Here is a 17,895-nt window from a genome sequence, read left to right on the forward strand (position 1 = left end):
CCCGTCCGAAAATCAACCGCTGGCAGGCTCCGACGACACGTACAGAACAGGCTTTATGAGCATTATCGACAACCGCAAGGCCACGCACGACTATTTCATCGAAGACCGCTACGAGGCCGGCCTGGTGCTGCAAGGCTGGGAAGTCAAGGCGATCCGCGACGGCCGCGTGCAACTCAAGGAAAGCTACGTCATCGTGCGCGACGGCGAACTCTACCTGCTGGGCATGCACGTCAGCCCGCTGCCCACGGCATCCACGCACATCCACCCCGACGCCATGCGCACGCGCAAGCTGCTGCTCAAGGCCGAGGAAATCAGCAAGCTCATCGGCAAGGTCGAGCAGCGCGGCTATACGCTGGTCCCGCTCAACCTGCACTACAAGAACGGGCGCATCAAGCTGGACTTCGCGCTGGGCCGCGGCAAGAAGCTGTTCGACAAGCGCGATACCGCGCGCGAAAAGGACTGGCAGCGCGAGAAAGAGCGCATGATGAAGCACGACACCCGCGCCCCGCGCCGGAGCAAGGAAGACTGATTCACGCCGCCGCGGGCAGCGGCTGGCGCTCCAGGTCGGCGCCTGGCCCCACGATGCGGTTGCGCCCCGCCTCCTTCGCCGCATAGAGCTTGCGGTCGGCCCGCTCGAAGAACGCCTGCAGGCTCTCGCCGGGTATCCAGTCCGCCACTCCCGCGCTGAACGTGTAGGAAACGGTGCTGCCGCCGTGCGCGCACGGCGTGCGCCGCACCGAATCCAGCAGGCGTCCCGCCACCTCCAATACCGCATCGCTGCGCATATCGGGAAACAGCACGGCGAATTCCTCCCCGCCCACGCGGCCCACGTGGTCGCCCGTGCGCAGCGTGGCGGTGGCCAGCAGGCCGAAATGCCGCAGCACGGCGTCGCCCGCCGCATGGCCGTGAGTATCGTTGAGGCGCTTGAAGTGGTCGATGTCCAGCAGCAGCATCGCCAGCGGCCTGCGCGTGCGCAGCGCCTGCGCGCAATAGCGCTCGGCCTGCAGCCACCACGCCTTGCGCGACATCAGGCCGGTCAGGAAATCGGTGTTCGCCTCGTGTTCGCGGTCCGCCAGCATCCGGTCGTGGATGATCATGATGGTGCCCAGGGTCAGACAGGGCATGGTCAGCACGCCCAGCGTCATGAACGCGATGTTCCAGGCAGTGGGCAGCAGCAGCGCCTGCGGCTGCGCGATGTCCAGCAGATAGACCACGGCCCGCCCGGCGCACACCGCGGCGGACACGAGCGCCACCACGCGGACGAAATGGTAGCTGTAGCGCGAACGGTTCATCGGCATGCCATGGCCCACGGTCACGGCGACGGCCAGCATGAAGCCGGCCATCAGCACCGACATCGCCACCATGCGGGCTCCCACCCGCGGATCGATGTAGGTGTAGGCCGCCAGCACCAGCAGCGTCGCGCCGGAGGCCAGCGCCATCAGATGCTTCGGGACGGGCCGGCCGACCAGCCTGCACAGGCCCGCATAGTACGCGCACAGCGCCAGGGCGACGGCCGTATTGGCCAGGATCACCGACAGGAACAAGGGCGCGTCGGAGGCCTGGAAGGCAAAGGCGCCGAACGCCACCAGCGTCAGCAGATTGGCGCGTATCGCCTCTTTGATGCCGGCCATGCCGCTGCGGGCCAGGGACCCGAGCACGCACAGCGCAAGCACTCCCGCCAGCGCTGCTACCAAAAGCAAGTTAACGGGAGCGATCATCGTCGGTGCGCCGGCCGGCGCGGTTGTCAGCTATTCCGGGTGGACTTCACGATGGTCATGGCGGAGGCGATCATGCCGCCCACGTCAGACAGGTTCGCCGGCAGGATCAGCGTATTGCCTTCCTTGGCCACGTTGCCGAACGCCTCGACGTAGCGCTCGGCCACCTTGAGGTTCACGGCTTCCATGCCGCCCGGCTGGCGCACCGCGTCGGCGACCTGCGTGATGGCCTTGGCGGTGGCCTCGGCGATCGCCAGCACCGCCGCGGCCTCGCCCTGGGCCTGGTTGATCTGCGCCTGCTTCTCGCCTTCCGAACGGGCGATCGCGGCTTCGCGTTCGCCCGTGGCGATATTGATCTGTTCCTGGCGGCGGCCTTCGGATGCCGCGATCAAGGCCCGCTTTTCCCGTTCGGCGGTGATCTGCGCCTGCATCGAACGCAGGATTTCATTGGGCGGCGTCAAGTCCTTGATCTCGTAGCGCAGGACCTTCACGCCCCAGTTCAGCGCGGCCTCGTCCAGGGACGAGACGATGTTGCTGTTGATGGAGTCGCGCTCTTCGAAGGTGCGGTCCAGTTCCATCTTGCCGATGACGGAACGCAGCGTCGTCTGGGCGAGCTGCGTGATGGCGGAGATGTAGTTGGACGAACCGTAGGAGGCGCGCATGGGGTCCGTCACCTGGAAGTACAGGACGCCGTCCACCTGCAGTTGCGTGTTGTCGCGCGTGATGCAGACCTGGCTGGGCACGTCCAGCGGGATTTCTTTCAGCGAATGCTTGTACGAAACGCGCTCGATGAACGGAATCACGAAGCCCGCGCCCGGCGAGAGGACCCGGTCGAACTTGCCCAGGCGCTCGACCACCCAGGCGTGCTGCTGGGGCACGATGGCGATCGCCTTGATGACGATCAGTATCGCCAGCGCGACGATGACGAGCAGGACGATGGTGGAAGTGTCGATCATGATTCGGAGCCTCTCCTTCTGGTAAGTACGTTCGCAGCGCCCGCCAGGACGGCAAGGGCGGCTGCTGCCGGCCGCGCCCGCGGCGGGCCGGTTCTGCTCATGCCGAGCCGGGCGTGCCCTTGGGAGTCAGCACCAGGATCGAACCGCGCATTTCGGTAATCGTCTGTTCGCCGGCCAGCGGCGCCTGCCCCTGGGCCAGTTCGGCTTGCCAGTGCGCGCCCCTGTACCAGACGCGCGCGGTGCCGCTGTCGGACCAGGCCTCTACCGAGACCGTCTGGCCGATGTCCAGGTTGACGTCGGCGTTGCTGGCCGAATCGACCTCGCGCTTCTTCAGGACGCGGGTCTTGCGCAGCACCAGCAGGCCCAGCAGCAGCACCACGCCGCAGGCCACCAGTTCCCATTCGAGGCCGGCGCCGAACCATGCGGCCACGCCCCCCGCCGCCAGTCCCAGGGCCACCAGCAGCAAATAGAACGTACCCGTCGCCAATTCGCCGATCAAGGCCAGCGCGGCCAGTCCCAGCCATATCCACATAGTCTTTGTTCGCCCGTAAGGATGAGTTCCTGTGCCGGATTGTACGTATTTCCGGGACGGAACGGTAAGGGCGGCGTGCCTCAAGGACAATAGCGCTGGATTATGATGTGCGCTGGCGGTGGAGATCCATCAGGACCCGGCGCCCGCCCCTCTTACGCAAAGCCCCCAATGACCGCTGCAATTCCTTCCGCCCTTCCCGTCCTGATCCTGCATACCGGCGACCCGGACGACACGCTCAAAAGCCTGTTCGGCGGCTATGCCGACCAACTCGCCCAGGCCGCCGGCCTGACGCCCGACGCCATGGAAATCGTGGCCGTGCACGAAGGCCGTCGGCCGCGCTCTCCGGCCAGCTATCGCGCCGCGCTGATCACGGGGTCGCCCGCCATGGTGACCGACAAAGAGCCCTGGAGCGAGGACACCGCCGCCTGGCTGCGCGAAGCCGCCGCGGCGGAACTGCCCATGTTCGGCGTCTGCTACGGCCACCAGTTGCTGGCGCATGCGCTGGGCGGCAAGGTGGGCTACAACCCGGCCGGCCGCGAGGTCGGCACGCAAACGGTGGAATTGCTGCCCCCCGCCGCCGGCGACAGGCTGCTGGCCGGCCTCCCGCCCACCTTCCCGGCCCAGATGCTGCACGCGCAGACCGTGCTGCAACCGCCGCCGGGCTCGGCCGTGCTGGCGCGGTCGGACCTGGACGAGCACCAGATGATCCGCGTCGGCCGCAACGTGTTCTCCACCCAGTTCCACCCTGAATTCGGTCCCGATTTCATCCGCGCCCACCTCGAGCGTTTCGGCCGCCGCTACGCCGCCGAGAACCTGGACGTGCCGGGCCTGTCCGCCAATGTGCGCGCCACCCCCGTGGCGGGCGGCCTGCTGCGCCGCTTCCTGGATGCCTACGCTTCCGCCTAGCGCCGCTTCCAGCCCGGCCCGCGCAACAACCGGAGTGCGGCCGACGGCGGGCCTTGAGACGATACGGTCAAGCGCGCAAGTCCGCGCAACCGCCAGGAGTCCCTTATGAGCCACGCCGCCGCCTCTTTGAGCAAACAGCACGCCGCCGCCGTCGAGCGCGCCTGCCGCGCACTGGAGTCCGAGCAGCCGCCCGACCTCGCCACACTGGCCGAACAGGCGGGCATGAGCCGCTTCCACTTCCACCGCGTATTCAAGGCGGCCACGGGCATCACCCCCAAGGCCTATGCCACCGCCCTGCGCGCCAACCGCGCGCGGCAGCGCCTCGGGCAGAGCGCCAGCGTCACCGACGCCATGTACGACGCCGGCTTCAATTCCAGCGGCCGCTTCTACGAAGCCGCGCCCGCCATCCTGGGCATGACGCCCACCGCCTTCCGCAAGAACGGCGCGGGCGTGGACATCCGCTTCGCCGTCGCCCAATGCTCCCTGGGCGCCCTGCTGGTGGCCGCCAGCAGCACGGGCATCTGCGAGATCGCCTTGCACGAAGACCCGGAGCAGCTCGTCCGCGACCTGCAGGACCGCTTCAAGGCCGCGCGCCTGATCGGCGCCGACGCGCAGTTCGAAAGCTGGGTGGCGGCCGTCGTGGGCTTCGTCGAAGACCCCAAGCGCGGCCTGGACCTGCCCCTGGACGTGCGCGGCACGGCCTTCCAGCGCCGGGTCTGGGAAGCGCTGCGCGAGATTCCCGTGGGCGCGACGGCCACCTACACCGACATCGCCGAACGCATCGGCTCGCCCCAGGCCGTGCGCGCCGTGGCCCGCGCCTGCGCCACCAACAACATCGCCCTGGCCATCCCCTGCCACCGCGTGGTGCGCACCGACGGCTCGCTGGCCGGCTACCGGTGGGGAATAGACCGCAAGCGGGAATTGATTGCGCGGGAGGCGTTGGCGGCGTAGGGGGGGGTGTTTGCGTGGGGGTGTCTGACACCCGGCAAGACCTGCCTCAGCCGAGACGGCGTCTCGTACGGGTGTCAGACACCTGGTTCACGCGCGGGAGGGACACTCAGTGTCTGACACCCATACGCACCTAGTTCACGCGGCCAGTGTCTGACACCCGTACGCACCTAGTTCACGCGGCCAGTGTCTGACACCCGTACGCGATGCTCGTCCGCCCAAGCAGGACCTCCCCGGGTGTCAGACACCTAGTTCACGCGGCCAGTATCTGACACCCGCGGCCAGTATCTGACACCCATACGAGACGCTAGTCCGATCAAGCAAGGCCTCCCCGGGTGTCAGACACCCCCGCAAAAAAAGCTCATTGAGCAAAAAAAACCCCGCGCCCTCCCGGACGCGGGGTTTTCAAATCGGAAACCCGATCAGTTCTTGGCCAAACGCTGCCACGTATCGACAACGGTGTCCGGGTTGAGCGACATCGACAGGATGCCCTCGTCCTTCAGCCACTGCGCGAAGTCGGGGTGGTCGCTGGGGCCCTGGCCGCAGATGCCCACGTACTTGTTGGCGGCCAGGCAAGCCTTGATCGCGCGGCGCAGCATGAACTTCACGGCCTCGTCGCGTTCGTCGAAATCGGCCGCCAGCAGTTCCATGCCGGAATCGCGGTCCAGGCCCAGCGTCAGTTGGGTCATGTCGTTCGAACCGATCGAGAAGCCGTCGAAGTACTGCAGGAACTCGTCGGCCAGGATGGCGTTGGACGGCACTTCGCACATCATGATGAGCTTCAGGCCGTTTTCGCCGCGGGCCAGGCCGTGCTTGGCCAGCAGGTTCACCACCTTCTCCGCCTGTCCCAGGGTGCGCACGAAAGGCACCATGATCTCGACGTTGGTCAGGCCCATTTCATCGCGCACCTTCTTCAGCGCTTCGCATTCCATGCGGAAGCACTCGGCGAAGTCCTCGGCGATGTAGCGCGACGCGCCGCGGAAGCCCAGCATGGGGTTCTCTTCCTCGGGCTCGTAGCGCGAACCGCCGACCAGCTTGCGGTACTCGTTGGACTTGAAGTCCGACATGCGCACGATGACGGGCTTCGGATAGAAGGCGGCGGCGATGGTGGCCACGCCTTCGGCCATCTTCTCGACGAAGAACGCGCGCGGGCTGGCGTGCCCGCGGGCCGCCGATTCCACGGCCTTCTTCAGTTCGCCGTCGACGTTCGGGTAGTCCAGCACCGCCTTCGGGTGGATGCCGATGTTGTTGTTGATGATGAATTCCAGGCGCGCCAGTCCGACGCCGCCGTTGGGGATCTGGGCGAAGTCGAACGCCAGTTGCGGATTGCCCACGTTCATCATGATCTTCAGATCGATGGCGGGCATTTCGCCGCGGCGCACTTCCTCGACTTCGGTCTCGATCAGGCCGTCATAGATGCGGCCTTCGTCGCCTTCGGCGCAGGACACGGTCACGGCCTGGCCTTCCTTCAGCACGTCGGTCGCGTTGCCGCAGCCCACCACCGCCGGAATACCCAGCTCGCGCGCGATGATGGCCGCGTGGCAGGTGCGGCCGCCGCGGTTCGTCACGATCGCGGAAGCGCGCTTCATCACGGGCTCCCAGTTGGGGTCCGTCATGTCGGTGACCAGCACGTCGCCCGGCTGGACCTTGTCCATGTCGGAAATGTCGCCGACCACGCGCACCGGGCCCGAGCCGATCTTCTGGCCGATCGCGCGGCCGGTGATCAGGACCTGGCCGGTGGCCTTCAGGCGGTAGCGCTGCTGGACGTCGGAGGCGCCCTGCTGCGACTTCACCGTTTCCGGACGCGCCTGCAGGATGTAGATCTTGCCGTCCACGCCGTCGCGGCCCCATTCGATGTCCATCGGGCGCTGGTAGTGCTTTTCGATGATGACGGCGTAGCGGGCCAGTTCATTGACCTCGTCGTCGGTCAGCGAGTAGCGGTTGCGCTCGGACACGGGCACGTCCACCGTGCGCACGGCGCGGCCTTCGGGACGCTCGGGGTCGAATTCCATCTTGATCAGCTTGGAACCGATGCGGCGGCCCACGATCGGGAAATGGCCCTGGGCCAGCGTCGGCTTGAAGACGTAGAACTCGTCGGGGTTCACCGCGCCCTGCACCACGGTTTCGCCCAGGCCGTAGGACGAGGTGATGAACACCACGTCCTGGAAGCCCGATTCGGTGTCGATGGTGAACATGACGCCGGCGCTGCCCTTGTCGGAACGCACCATGCGCTGGATGCCGGCCGACAAGGCGACGTCGGCGTGGGCGTAGCCCTTGTGCACGCGGTAGGAAATGGCGCGGTCGTTGTACAGCGACGCGAACACGTGGCGGATCTTGTCGAGCACGTCGTCGATGCCGACGACGTTCAGGAAGGTTTCCTGCTGGCCGGCGAACGAGGCGTCGGGCAGGTCTTCGGCCGTGGCGGACGAACGCACGGCGAACGAGCCCTTGCCGTCGGCGTCGAGCTTGGCGAAGGCGTCGCGGATCTGCTTTTCGAATTCGGCCGAGAACGGCGCTTCGACGATCCATTGGCGGATCTGCGCGCCGGCATTGGCCAGCTCGCGGACGTCTTCGGGGTTCAGCGTGCTCAAGCGCTCAGCGATGCGCTTGTCCAGGCCCGAGGCCTGCAGGAAGTCGCGGAAGGCATCCGCGGTCGTGGCGAAGCCGCCCGGCACGCGGACACCCGCGCCAGACAGTTGGCTGATCATTTCGCCTAGTGATGCGTTCTTGCCTCCTACCGAGTCCACGTCCGTCATGCGGAGCTGCTCGAACAAAACAACATACGACATTGAAGTCACCTTTTACAATGGAATGAAAGCGAGTTTGGTCAATGCATAGAAAGCCGGGTTTTCACCCTGCCCCTACGCGCTGACCAAACTGGCCTTGGACCGCCCTTGGGGTGACTTATAGGGGCCTGATTGTACTCGGTGGAGTACGTCCGGCCATCCGCCTGGTTGGAATTTTTTACACATGACATCTACCCCGATCGCACGCACGGTATACATCGTTTCCGACAGTACCGGCATCACCGCAGAAACCTTCAGCCAGTCAGTGCTTTCGCAGTTCGAGGGAGTCGATTTCAAGCCGGTGCGGCTGCCCTTCGTCGACACCCTGGAGAAAGCCGCGGAAGTCGCCATGCGGATCGACCGCAGCGCCCAGGAAGCGGGCGTTCCTCCCATCGTTTTCAGCACCCTGGTCAATCCCGACATGCTGGCCCGTGTTCGACAGGCGAACGGCATATTCCTGGACCTCTTCGGCACCTTCGTGAGCCACATCGAGCAGGCGCTGGGGCTGAAGTCCAGCCATTCCATCGGCCGCTCGCACATGCAGGCCAATTCGGAAAAGTACCGCAACCGGATCGACGCGATCAATTTCAGCCTGGCGCACGACGACGGCCAGTTCGTGAACCAGCTCGACCAGGCGGACGTGATCCTGGTGGGCGTCTCCCGCTGCGGCAAAACCCCCACCAGCCTGTACCTGGCCATGCAATACGCCATCAAGGCGGCCAATTTCCCCCTCACGCCCGACGATTTCGAGCGCGGCACTCTGCCCTCGACCATCGCTCCGCACCGCGGCAAGCTCTTCGGCCTGTCGATCCAGCCCGAGCGCCTGGCCGAGGTCCGCAATGAACGCCGGCCCAACAGCCGCTACGCCAAGCTGGAGCAATGCCGCTACGAAGTGGCCGAGGCCGAGCGCATGATGCGCCGCGAGGGCATTTCCTGGCTGTCCAGCACCACCAAATCCATCGAAGAGATCGCGACCACGGTGCTGCAGGAAGTCGGGCTGGACCGGGGCTGAAAGCCGCAAGGGCGCGCCGACGGCGCGCCCTTGCGGCTCTGTTTCAGGGGCTCAGCTTCACGCGTTCGCGAGATCCCGCCCCCCAGTACCTGAGCGGCTCCATTTCCTGCCTCGCGGCCGCCTCGGACTCCTCGAGCCGCATTTCCTGCCGGCCCACGCTGGACGAATTGCCGCTCACACCCTCGATGCTCACGCGCACATACCGCGTCTGGCCCGGAGCCAGCGTGAACGACAGCGCTTCGCCATCGCGCAGGGTATCGACTTCATAATTGCCCGCCGGACGGTTCACATAGAAAAAACTGCCCGGCTTGGACCGGCCGACCTTCACGCCGTTTACACGCAGATAGGGCTGATTGGACACCACGCCAGCAGGTGCCGGCGGCTGGTAGAAGTAGATGCGTCCCGCGTCCGGCGCCATGACCGGGACGGAGTTCGCGACGTCCTTGTACCGGGGGCCGCCGCAGCCGGACAGCAACACCGCCACGCCCAGCGCGGCCATCCCCGATTTGATCCAGTTTTTCATGCCTCGTCCTCGTTCAAACTGCGCGCGCCTTGCGCAAACGAGGCAGTATAAGCAGGGAACGGGCCCTTCAATCCGTAGAAAAACGGCTAAACCGGACCGTATCGGCCGGACACCGGGGCCGCGGTCACCGCCGCTGCGAAAACGGCAGCGGGACGGGCTTGGGCAGCGGCTGGAACAGGCTGCCTGCGGGCAGATAGAAGCCCAGCAGCCTGCCCGAGGACGCGACCAGATAGGCCTCGGCGCCCCCTCCCTTGCCCAGCCTCAGCGGCTCGTCCAAGGGGCGGTAGACGTCGCCCTGCACCAGGGCGCCGATCCGGCGCCACCGCGAGCCCTCCGGCAGCGTGTAGGCCGCTCCGTCCGAGAACGCCACCGCCACGTCGCGGGACAACTGCGAAATGCCCGCGGCGTCGCCCGCCACCACCGGCACGTACATGGCCCGGACCGGCGAATCGGACGCGCAGGCGCCCAGCGCCGCGGCAACGCAGGCCATCGCGGCCAGGGTCAGCGCCGGCCTCACGCCGCGCCCGCCCTCGCCTGGCGCCGCTGCTCGAACAGGCAGATCGCGGCGGCCGCGCCCACGTTCAGGGACTCGACCGCGCCGGCATTGTGCGGAATCCGCAGTTTCAACCCCGCCGCCGCCAGCAGGTCGGGCGCCACGCCCTGGCCCTCGTGCCCGAAGACCCAGGCGCAGCGTGGCGGCAAGCGTCCTTCGTACAGGTCCTGCGCGCCGTCGAGGGCGGTCGCCACCAGGGGCACCCGCAAGCGCGGCAACAGGGCTGCGAGATCGACGTGTTCATGGATCGCCAGCGCGAAATGGGCGCCCTGCCCGCTGCGCAGCACCTTGGGCGACCAGGCCGCGGCCGTGCCGGTCGCGAGGAAGACCCGCTTCACGCCGGCGGCCGCGCAGGTGCGCAACAGGGTGCCGACATTGCCCGGGTCCTGGATGCGGTCGAACAGGACGCAGTTCTCGTCCACCGCGCCGGGCAGGTCCGCCGCCGGCGGCGTGACCAGGAAAGCCACGCCCTGCCCGCTTTCCACGCTGGCCAGGGAATGCATCAGCCGCGCGTCCAGCGCCAGGCAGTCCCTGTCGGGCACGGCGGCGGCCAGCGCGGCGATATCGGGCTGCGACAGGCGCTCCACGTCGAATACCGCCTGATCGGGCGCGCCATACTGCTGCAGCCAGGCCTGGCACAGGTGCACGCCGTCCAGCAGCACCGGCGCGCCGCGCTTGCCCGCCGTGCCGGCCAGCCTGGCCAGCGCCTTGACCGCGGGGTTGTCGCGGGAACTGATGTGTTTCATGGCGTCAGGCTGAAAGCCTTGATGGGCGCGAAGCTGCGGCGGTGCTCGGCGCAAGGGCCGTGTTCGCGCAGCATTTGCAGATGCAGCGCCGTGCCGTAGCCCTTGTGCTGGTCGAACGCGTATTGGGGGTACAGGCCATGCAGCCGCAGCAGATCGGCGTCGCGGGCGGTCTTGGCCAGGATGGAGGCCGCGGAAATGGCGGGCACCAGCGCATCGCCCTTGATGACCGTTTGCACGGTGCAGCCGAGCTTGGGCGCCTGGTTGCCGTCCACGAGCGCCAGTTGCGGCAGGACGGACAGGCCCTGCACCGCCCTCTGCATGGCCAGCATCGTGGCGCGCAGGATGTTCAGGCTGTCGATCTCGGCGACGCTGGCGCTGGCGACGAACCAGGCCAGCGAGCGCTCCTGGATCTCCAGCGCCAGGGCTTCGCGCGTGGCCGCCTTCAGCACCTTGGAGTCCGCCAGCCCGTCGATGGGGCGGGCGGGATCCAGGATGACGGCCGCCGCGTAGACCGCGCCGGCAAGCGGGCCGCGGCCGGCCTCGTCGACGCCGGCCGTCACCATGGCGGGCTGCTCGGGCGCGGTGAACAGGTCAGGCTGCTCCACCGGCCACCTCCAGGATCGCCTGCGCGGCCAGCGCCGGCGTATCGCGCAACAGTTCCTGGTGCAAGGCGGTGAAGCGGGCCTCGACCCGCGCCGTCAGCGCCTCGTCGGTCAGCGCGGCCCAGGTCGCCTCGGCCAGTTTTTCGGGCGTGGCGTCGTCCTGCAGCAGTTCGGGCACGGCGAAATCGCGCAGCAGCACGTTCGGCAGGCCGACCCACGGCAGGTAGGGACGCTGCTGGCCGGACTTCCAGGCCATGATGCGGCGCATCCAGGGCGACAGCACGTAGGAGATCACCATGGGCCGCTTGTACAGCGCCGTCTCGAGCGTGGCGGTGCCGCTGGCCACCAGCACCGCCGTGGCCGCTTCCATGACGGACCACGCCACCGGCGACTGGCGGTCGCCGCCCTCGCCGTGCAGGTCCTGCGCGGTCACGCAGCGCAGCCCCGGCACCGGATACCGGGCCAGGATGTCCTGGAATTCGGCGCGCCGCTGGTCGTTGACCATGGGCACCACGCACTGGAGGGCCGGGTCCTTTTTCTGCAACAACTGCGCGGCCTGGAGAAAGCGCGGTGCCAGCAGGCGAATCTCGGACGAACGGCTACCGGGCAGGATCGCCAGCACGCGCGCGTCCTGGTCTATGCCCAGCCGCGCGCGCGCCGCGGCGCGGTCCGGCTGCATCGGCACCGCCCCGGCCAGCGGGTGGCCCACGTAGGTGACCGGAATGCCTTCCTTGCGGTAGATCTCTTCCTCGAACGGGAACAGCACCAGCATGTGCGACACGGCTTCGCGGATCTTGTTGATGCGTTCGTAGCGCCAGGCCCAGATCGACGGCCCGACGAAGTGCACGGTGGGCGTGCCGGCCTGCCGCAGCTTGTGTTCCAGGCGCAGGTTGAAATCCGGCGCGTCGATGCCGACGAAGACCGCGGGCGGCTCGGCCAGCCAGCGGCGCTTCACGTCGCCATAGGTGCCCAGCAAGCTGGGCAGCCGCTTGAGCGCATCGACGTAGCCGAACACGGTCAAGGCATGCATGGGATGCCAGGCGTCGAAGTCGCGGGCCTGCATCTGCGGCCCGCCGATGCCTTCGCAGCGGATGCCGGCGTCGCGCGCTTGCAGACCGGCAATGATACGACCGGCCAGCAAGTCGCCCGAAGGCTCGCCAGCCACCATGCCGATCCGCGTATTCATGGCCGGATGATGCCGCGGCTGGCGACGTCCAGGAAATCGAGCAGGGTCTGCAGATGGCGGGCGACCGCCGGTTCCTCTTGCTGGCGGGCGCGCATTTCGGCCCGCGCCGCGTCCAGGGGCAGCCCGCGGCGATAGATGATCTTGTAGGCGTCGCGCAGCGCCGAAATCTCGGCGGCGGTGAATCCACGGCGCTTCAGGCCTTCGACGTTGATGCCCACCGGACGGCAGGGGTTGCCGGCGGCCAGCACGAACGGCGGCGTGTCCTGCATCAGCGAGCTGTTGCCGCCCGTCATGCTGTGGGCGCCGATGCGCGCGAACTGGTGCACCCCGGTCAGGCCGCCCACGATGGCCCAGTCGCCCACGTGGACGTGGCCGCCCAGTTGCACGGAATTGGCCAGGATAGTGTTGCTGCCGACGTGGCAGTCGTGCGCCACGTGCACGTACGCCATGATCCAGTTGTCGTCGCCCAGCGTGGTGGCCCCGCCGTCCTGCACGGTGCCCGTGTTCAGCGTCACGAATTCACGCACGGTGTTGCGGTCGCCGATCTCGAGGCGGGTCGGTTCACCCTTGTACTTCTTGTCCTGCGGCATGCCGCCGATCGAGCAGTACCGGTAGAAGCGGTTGTCGCGCCCGATGGTCGTCACCCCGTCCACCATGCAGTATGGGCCGATCTCGGTGCCCGCGCCGATGGTCACGCCGGGACCGATCGTCGCATAGGGCCCGACAACCACGGTCGGGTCGATTCTTGCCGCCGGATCGACGACAGCGGTGGGGTGAATGTTCCCTGCCATTTACTCTTCCAGACTGCGAATCGCGCACATCAGCTTGGCCGAGGCGACTTCCTGGCCGTCCACCGTCGCGCGCGCATTGTATTTACAGATGCTGCGACTCAAACGCTCGGCCTCCGCCTCGATGCGCAACTGGTCGCCCGGCACCACGGGGCGGCGGAAACGCGCGCCGTCGATGCCGACCAGGTAGTACGCCGTCTTGGAGCCTTCGCACTTCAGTCCGCCGTCCTCGTCGGTGAACGAGAACAGGGCCGCGGCCTGGGCCATGGCTTCCACGATGAGCACGCCAGGCATCACCGGGTGATGCGGGAAGTGGCCATTGAAAAACGGTTCATTGATCGAGACGTTCTTGATGGCCACGATGGACTTGCCGGGCACCATTTCGACGACGCGGTCAATCAGCAGCATCGGGTAACGATGCGGCAACCTCTCCATGATCCCCTTGATGTCGAGTTCCATTTTTCTATGCTTTCCTGCAAAGTGAAATAATTTCGCGGCGCGGACGCGCCGGGGCGGCAACCGCGCCCTACTCTTTTTCCAGCGTCCGCACGCGGCGGCGCAATTGCGCCAACTGCTGTATGACGGCGGCGTTGCGCTGCCAATCTCCATGCTCCGCATACGGGAACACGCCCGTATAGCGGCCAGGCTTCGAAATATTGGACGTCACCGCCGTGCCGCCCGAAATGTGCACGTCGTCGCCCAGCGTCAGGTGCCCCGACAGCATCGCCGCCCCGCCGATGGTGCAGCGTTCGCCGATGGTGGTCGACCCCGCCACGCCGACGCAGGCGGCCATCGCGGTATGCGCGCCGATGCGGCAGTTGTGGCCCACCATGATCTGGTTGTCCAGCTTCACGCCGTCGGACACGAGGGTGTCTTCGAGCGCGCCGCGGTCGATCGTGGTGTTCGCGCCGATTTCGACGTCGTCGCCGATGGTGACGCCGCCCAGTTGGGGAATCTTGCCCCAGGCGCCCTTGCCCAGCGAAGGATCCGGCGCGAAGCCGAATCCGTCCGCGCCCAGCACGGCGCCGCTGTGGATGATCGCCCGGGCGCCGACGGTGACGCCTTCGTACAGGGTGACGTGGGCGTGCAGGCGGCTACCCGGGCCCACGGACGAACCCGCGCCGATGACGCAGCCCGGCCCGAGCACCGTGTCCCGGCCGATGCGGGCGCCGGATTCCACGACGCAATGCGGGCCGATGCGCACGCCGGCCTCGATCGTGGCGTCGTCGGCCACCACCGCGGACGGATGCGCGCACGCGGGCAGTTCGGGCCGCCTCGCGGCGTCGAACCACTGCGCCACGCGGGCGTAAAGCAGGTAGGGATGTTTGCAGACGACCAGCGCGAACGGCGGCCGGGGGCTGTCTTCGGCCTCCAGGGCCTCGGCCACGTCGTTCGAGACGATGACCGCCGCCGCCCTGGTGGCGCCGAGCTGGCTCTGGTAGCGCGGATTGGCCAGGAAGGAGATTTCCTGGGGGCCCGCCGATGACAGGGTTCCGATGCCGCAGACCCGCAAGGGGTCTGCGCCCGGCGCCGCGCTGATGCGCCAGTCCAATCCCTGGGTATTGGCGGCGCTCAACAGTGCTTCAAGCGTCGGCGCGCGGACAAGATCCAGTAAAACCGGCATGGCTGACAGATACTGCTTACTTGCCCAGGCTCTGGATCACCTTGTCGGTGATGTCGATGCGCGGGTTGACCGTCACGGCGTCCTGGATGATCAGGTCGTAGCTTTCCTGCTCGGCGATGCGCTTGATGGCCTCGTTGGCCTTCGTCACGATGCCCGAGAATTCTTCGTTGCGGCGGCGGTTGAAGTCTTCCTGGAACTCGCGGCGCTTGCGCTGCAGGTCGGTATCCAGGTTGGACAGCTCGCGCTGGCGCTTGACGCGGTCGGATTCCGACAGGACGGGCGCGTCCTTGTCGAACTTCTCGGCCTGCGAGCGCAGGTTGTTGTTCAGGCGCTGGAGTTCATCGTCGCGCTTCTTGAATTCGGCTTCGATCTTGCTTTGGGCGGCCTTGGCCGGGCCCGACTCGCGCAGGATCCGCTCGGTGTTCACGAAACCGATCTTGGTGCCTTGTGCCTGGGCGGGAATCGCCGCAGCCGAACCGAGAATGAGCGCACCCACCAGGGCAATGGTACCGCCCAGCTTGCCGCGGCGCTTGGCACCCAGCGAATTCGATGTTTTAAGTGCGGAATCAGACATCATGAAAATCTCACCTTCCAGTAAGGCAAAGCCAAAGTGTGTATTGTGCCACTAAACAGCAAAGGAGCCGGCCCGCCGGTCTCCTCCCTTGTTTTCAAGCGTAACGGCGCTTAGAAACCAGTCCCGATCTGGAACTGGAAGCTCTGCTTGTCGTCGCCCGCCTTCGAATTCAGCGGACGGGCGTAGGACAACTGCAACGGCCCCATCGGCGACTGCCACGACAGGCCGATACCGGCCGAGAAGCGCCAGCCGCAAGGATCTTCCACCTCGCTGCCCGGCTTGCCGCCCGTGCAAGACAGGCCGCTGCCGGAAGCCACCTGGCCGGCGTCCGAGAAAACGAACCAGCGCAGCGTGCGGTCCTTAGACGCGCCCGGGAACGGCAGGTACAACTGGGCGTTCGCCACGATGCGGCGCGTGCCGCCCAGGTAGTCGCCCGTCTTCGTGTCGCGCGGACCCAGCGACGAGCCTTCGTAGCCGCGCACGGTGCCGATACCGCCCGCGTAGACGTTCTTGATGACCGGATAGTCCTTGCCGCCGTAGCTCTGGCCCCAGTCCATCATGCCGTTCAGGGCCAGCGTGTAGGAGCCGCCCAGGGGCACGAAGTACTGCTGCTGGGCAGTCAGCATCGTGTACTTCAGGTCGATGGTCGACAAGTCGGCCTTCAGGCGGGTGTACGAACCCTTGGTAGGCGCCAGCGCGCTGTCGCGCGTGTCCTTGGACCAGCCGGCGCTGAAGATGACCGAGTTGGTCGAATCGCCGTAGTCATCGACGAATTTCTCGTACGCGGCCGGCGAGTTGTTGTACAGCTCGATCTGGTTGCGTTCGAAGTTGGCGCCCAGGAAGATCCGGTCGTATTCCGAAATCGGCACGCCGAAGTTCATGCCCAGGCCCATGGCCTTGACGCGGTAATCGCCGTCGTTGTTGTTCCAGGGCTCGGTCACGCGGTAGTACGCCGACGAAGTGCGGCTGATGCCGTCCTTGGTCCAGTACGGATCGGTGTGCGACAGCACGATCGCGCGGTTGGTCTTGCTGGTGTTCAGTTGCAGGGTCAGGTTGGTGCCGCTGCCGAAGACGTTGTCTTCGCTGATGCCCGCCGACAGGATGGCCTTTTCCGACGAGCCGTAGCCCACGCCCAGGTTGATCATGCCGGTGGGCTTTTCCTTGACGTCGACGTTCACGTCGACCTGGTCGGGAGAGCCCGGGACCGGATCGGTCTTGACGTTGACGTCGCTGAAGTAGCCCAGGCGGTCGACGCGGTCGCGCGAGGTCTTGATGTCCTTGGCGTCGTACCAGGCAGCTTCCTGCTGGCGCATTTCACGGCGCACCACTTCGTCGCGGGTGCGGGTATTGCCGCCAATCTGGATGCGGCGCACGTACACGCGGCGGCTCGGATCGACGTAGAACGTCAGGTCGGCCTCGTGCTTGGCGCGGTCCAGTTGCGGGTTGGGGTTGACGTTGGCGAACGCGTAGCCCAGCTCGCCCAGGTAGTCGGTGATGGCCTTGGCCGAATCGTTGGCCTTGGCGGCCGAGAAGGTCTCGTCCGGCTTGACCTGCAGCAGCTCGTTGATTTCCTTGTCCAGGCCCAGCAGGTTGCCCGCCAGCTTCACGCTGCGCACCTTGTAGGGCTCGCCCTCGTGCACGGTGATCGTGATGCGGATGTCCTTGCGGTCCGGCGAAATCGTGACCTGCGGCGGTTCGACCGAGAACTCGAGATAGCCCTGGTCCAGGTAGAACGAACGCAGGCGCTCCAGGTCACCCTCGAGCTTTTCGCGCGAATACTTGTCCGTGTCGGTGTACCAGGTCAGCCAGCCCGGCGTGGTCAACTGGAACACGTCCATCAGGTCGCCTTCGGAAAAGGCCTTGTTGCCGACGAAACGGATTTCCTCGATGCGGGCGACCGAGCCTTCGAACACGTCGAAGCTCACGCCCACGCGGTTGCGGGGCAGCGGCGTCACCGTGGACGTCACTTCGACGCCGTACTTGCCCTTGGACAGGTACTGCTGCTTCAGTTCGTATTCGGCGCGCTCGAGCATGGAGCGGTCGAAAATGCGGCCTTCGGCGAAACCCACCTGCCCCAGCGAGGTGGTGATGGCCTTGGAGTCGAACTCGCGCATGCCGTTGAAGTTCACCGAGGCGATCGTCGGACGTTCCTGCACGACCACCACGACGACATTGTTGTCGGTCTGGATCTGCACGTCGGAGAAAAAGCCCGTGCCGTACAGGCGGCGGATGGCTTCGGTGGCTTCTTCTTCAGTGAACTGTTCGCCGACCTTGACGGGCAGATACCCGAAGACCGTGCCGGCGTCGGTTCGTTGAATACCCTCTACGCGGATATCCCGCACGACAAAAGGGTCGAAGGCGTGGGCGATGGCCGGTACCAGCAGTGCGGCGATCAAACCCGGCAGTACACCCTTTTTGTGATGAAACATCCGGCGAAAAGACAT

At 66.5% G+C, this 17,895-nt stretch carries 18 protein-coding genes; 4 read left to right on the forward strand and 14 right to left on the reverse strand.

Going from position 1 to position 17,895, the window contains the following annotated elements:
- Positions 1-55: 55 nt before the first annotated feature.
- Positions 56-529, forward strand: a complete 474-nt coding sequence (gene smpB, locus AVE30378_RS01505; protein WP_129239004.1) for an SsrA-binding protein SmpB — start codon at positions 56-58, stop codon at positions 527-529.
- A 1-nt stretch (position 530) separates the two neighbouring features.
- Here smpB and AVE30378_RS01510 read toward each other — a convergent pair whose 3' ends face one another.
- The 3 genes from AVE30378_RS01510 to AVE30378_RS01520 form a co-directional block, all read right to left on the reverse strand.
- Positions 531-1,718, reverse strand: a complete 1,188-nt coding sequence (locus AVE30378_RS01510) for a GGDEF domain-containing protein (protein WP_129239005.1) — start codon at positions 1,716-1,718, stop codon at positions 531-533.
- 26 nt (positions 1,719-1,744) lie between these two features.
- Positions 1,745-2,671, reverse strand: a complete 927-nt coding sequence (locus AVE30378_RS01515; protein WP_129239006.1) for an SPFH domain-containing protein — start codon at positions 2,669-2,671, stop codon at positions 1,745-1,747.
- A gap of 97 nt (positions 2,672-2,768) precedes the next feature.
- On the reverse strand, positions 2,769-3,203 hold the full coding sequence (locus tag AVE30378_RS01520; protein WP_129239007.1) for an NfeD family protein: 435 nt from the start codon (positions 3,201-3,203) through the stop codon (positions 2,769-2,771).
- A 168-nt stretch (positions 3,204-3,371) separates the two neighbouring features.
- On the opposite strand from AVE30378_RS01520, the gene AVE30378_RS01525 reads away from it, so the two are divergent.
- Together AVE30378_RS01525 and AVE30378_RS01530 are read left to right on the forward strand one after the other, a co-directional pair.
- A complete protein-coding gene (locus tag AVE30378_RS01525; protein WP_129239008.1) occupies positions 3,372-4,109 on the forward strand; it encodes a glutamine amidotransferase in 738 nt (245 codons plus the stop codon).
- A 105-nt stretch (positions 4,110-4,214) separates the two neighbouring features.
- Positions 4,215-5,060, forward strand: coding sequence for a bifunctional transcriptional activator/DNA repair enzyme AdaA (locus AVE30378_RS01530; RefSeq protein ID WP_129239009.1), 846 nt, complete (start codon positions 4,215-4,217; stop codon positions 5,058-5,060).
- Positions 5,061-5,479: 419 nt separating this feature from the next.
- Here the strand turns inward: AVE30378_RS01530 and ppsA are convergent, their stop codons facing one another.
- Complete coding sequence (gene ppsA, locus AVE30378_RS01535; RefSeq protein ID WP_129239010.1) at positions 5,480-7,846, reverse strand: phosphoenolpyruvate synthase; 2,367 nt, start codon at positions 7,844-7,846, stop codon at positions 5,480-5,482.
- Between the two features lie 181 nt (positions 7,847-8,027).
- Between ppsA and ppsR the strand changes: the two genes are divergently transcribed.
- The gene (gene ppsR, locus AVE30378_RS01540; protein WP_129239011.1) at positions 8,028-8,855 is read left to right on the forward strand and encodes a posphoenolpyruvate synthetase regulatory kinase/phosphorylase PpsR; all 828 of its coding nucleotides are present in this window, start codon (positions 8,028-8,030) and stop codon (positions 8,853-8,855) included.
- Between the two features lie 43 nt (positions 8,856-8,898).
- Here the strand turns inward: ppsR and AVE30378_RS01545 are convergent, their stop codons facing one another.
- The 10 genes from AVE30378_RS01545 to bamA all read right to left on the reverse strand — a co-directional run bounded on the left by AVE30378_RS01545 (position 8,899) and on the right by bamA (position 17,895).
- Complete coding sequence (locus AVE30378_RS01545) at positions 8,899-9,378, reverse strand: DUF2846 domain-containing protein (protein ID WP_129239012.1); 480 nt, start codon at positions 9,376-9,378, stop codon at positions 8,899-8,901.
- A 124-nt stretch (positions 9,379-9,502) separates the two neighbouring features.
- Positions 9,503-9,895: a hypothetical protein gene (locus AVE30378_RS01550; RefSeq protein ID WP_244234941.1), complete on the reverse strand. Its 393-nt coding sequence runs from the start codon at positions 9,893-9,895 to the stop codon at positions 9,503-9,505.
- Entirely contained in the window at positions 9,892-10,677 is a 786-nt protein-coding gene (locus AVE30378_RS01555; RefSeq protein ID WP_129239013.1) for a TrmH family RNA methyltransferase, read from the reverse strand. Before AVE30378_RS01555 ends, AVE30378_RS01550 begins: the two co-directional genes overlap by 4 nt.
- Positions 10,674-11,282, reverse strand: coding sequence for a ribonuclease HII (gene rnhB / locus AVE30378_RS01560; RefSeq protein WP_129239014.1), 609 nt, complete (start codon positions 11,280-11,282; stop codon positions 10,674-10,676). The genes AVE30378_RS01555 and rnhB overlap by 4 nt, the downstream gene beginning before the upstream one ends.
- Positions 11,269-12,465, reverse strand: a complete 1,197-nt coding sequence (lpxB, locus tag AVE30378_RS01565) for a lipid-A-disaccharide synthase (protein WP_129239015.1) — start codon at positions 12,463-12,465, stop codon at positions 11,269-11,271. Before lpxB ends, rnhB begins: the two co-directional genes overlap by 14 nt.
- Positions 12,462-13,256, reverse strand: coding sequence for an acyl-ACP--UDP-N-acetylglucosamine O-acyltransferase (lpxA, locus tag AVE30378_RS01570; RefSeq protein WP_129239016.1), 795 nt, complete (start codon positions 13,254-13,256; stop codon positions 12,462-12,464). Before lpxA ends, lpxB begins: the two co-directional genes overlap by 4 nt.
- On the reverse strand, positions 13,257-13,712 hold the full coding sequence (gene fabZ / locus AVE30378_RS01575; RefSeq protein ID WP_129239017.1) for a 3-hydroxyacyl-ACP dehydratase FabZ: 456 nt from the start codon (positions 13,710-13,712) through the stop codon (positions 13,257-13,259). It lies immediately after the preceding gene.
- Positions 13,713-13,779: 67 nt separating this feature from the next.
- The gene (gene lpxD, locus AVE30378_RS01580) at positions 13,780-14,877 is read right to left on the reverse strand and encodes a UDP-3-O-(3-hydroxymyristoyl)glucosamine N-acyltransferase (RefSeq protein ID WP_129239018.1); all 1,098 of its coding nucleotides are present in this window, start codon (positions 14,875-14,877) and stop codon (positions 13,780-13,782) included.
- A gap of 16 nt (positions 14,878-14,893) precedes the next feature.
- Complete coding sequence (locus tag AVE30378_RS01585; RefSeq protein WP_129239019.1) at positions 14,894-15,454, reverse strand: OmpH/Skp family outer membrane protein; 561 nt, start codon at positions 15,452-15,454, stop codon at positions 14,894-14,896.
- 107 nt (positions 15,455-15,561) lie between these two features.
- On the reverse strand, positions 15,562-17,895 hold the full coding sequence (gene bamA / locus AVE30378_RS01590; RefSeq protein WP_129239020.1) for an outer membrane protein assembly factor BamA: 2,334 nt from the start codon (positions 17,893-17,895) through the stop codon (positions 15,562-15,564).

It is taken from the genome of Achromobacter veterisilvae (assembly GCF_900496975.1).
Lineage (GTDB): Bacteria > Pseudomonadota > Gammaproteobacteria > Burkholderiales > Burkholderiaceae_B > Achromobacter > Achromobacter veterisilvae.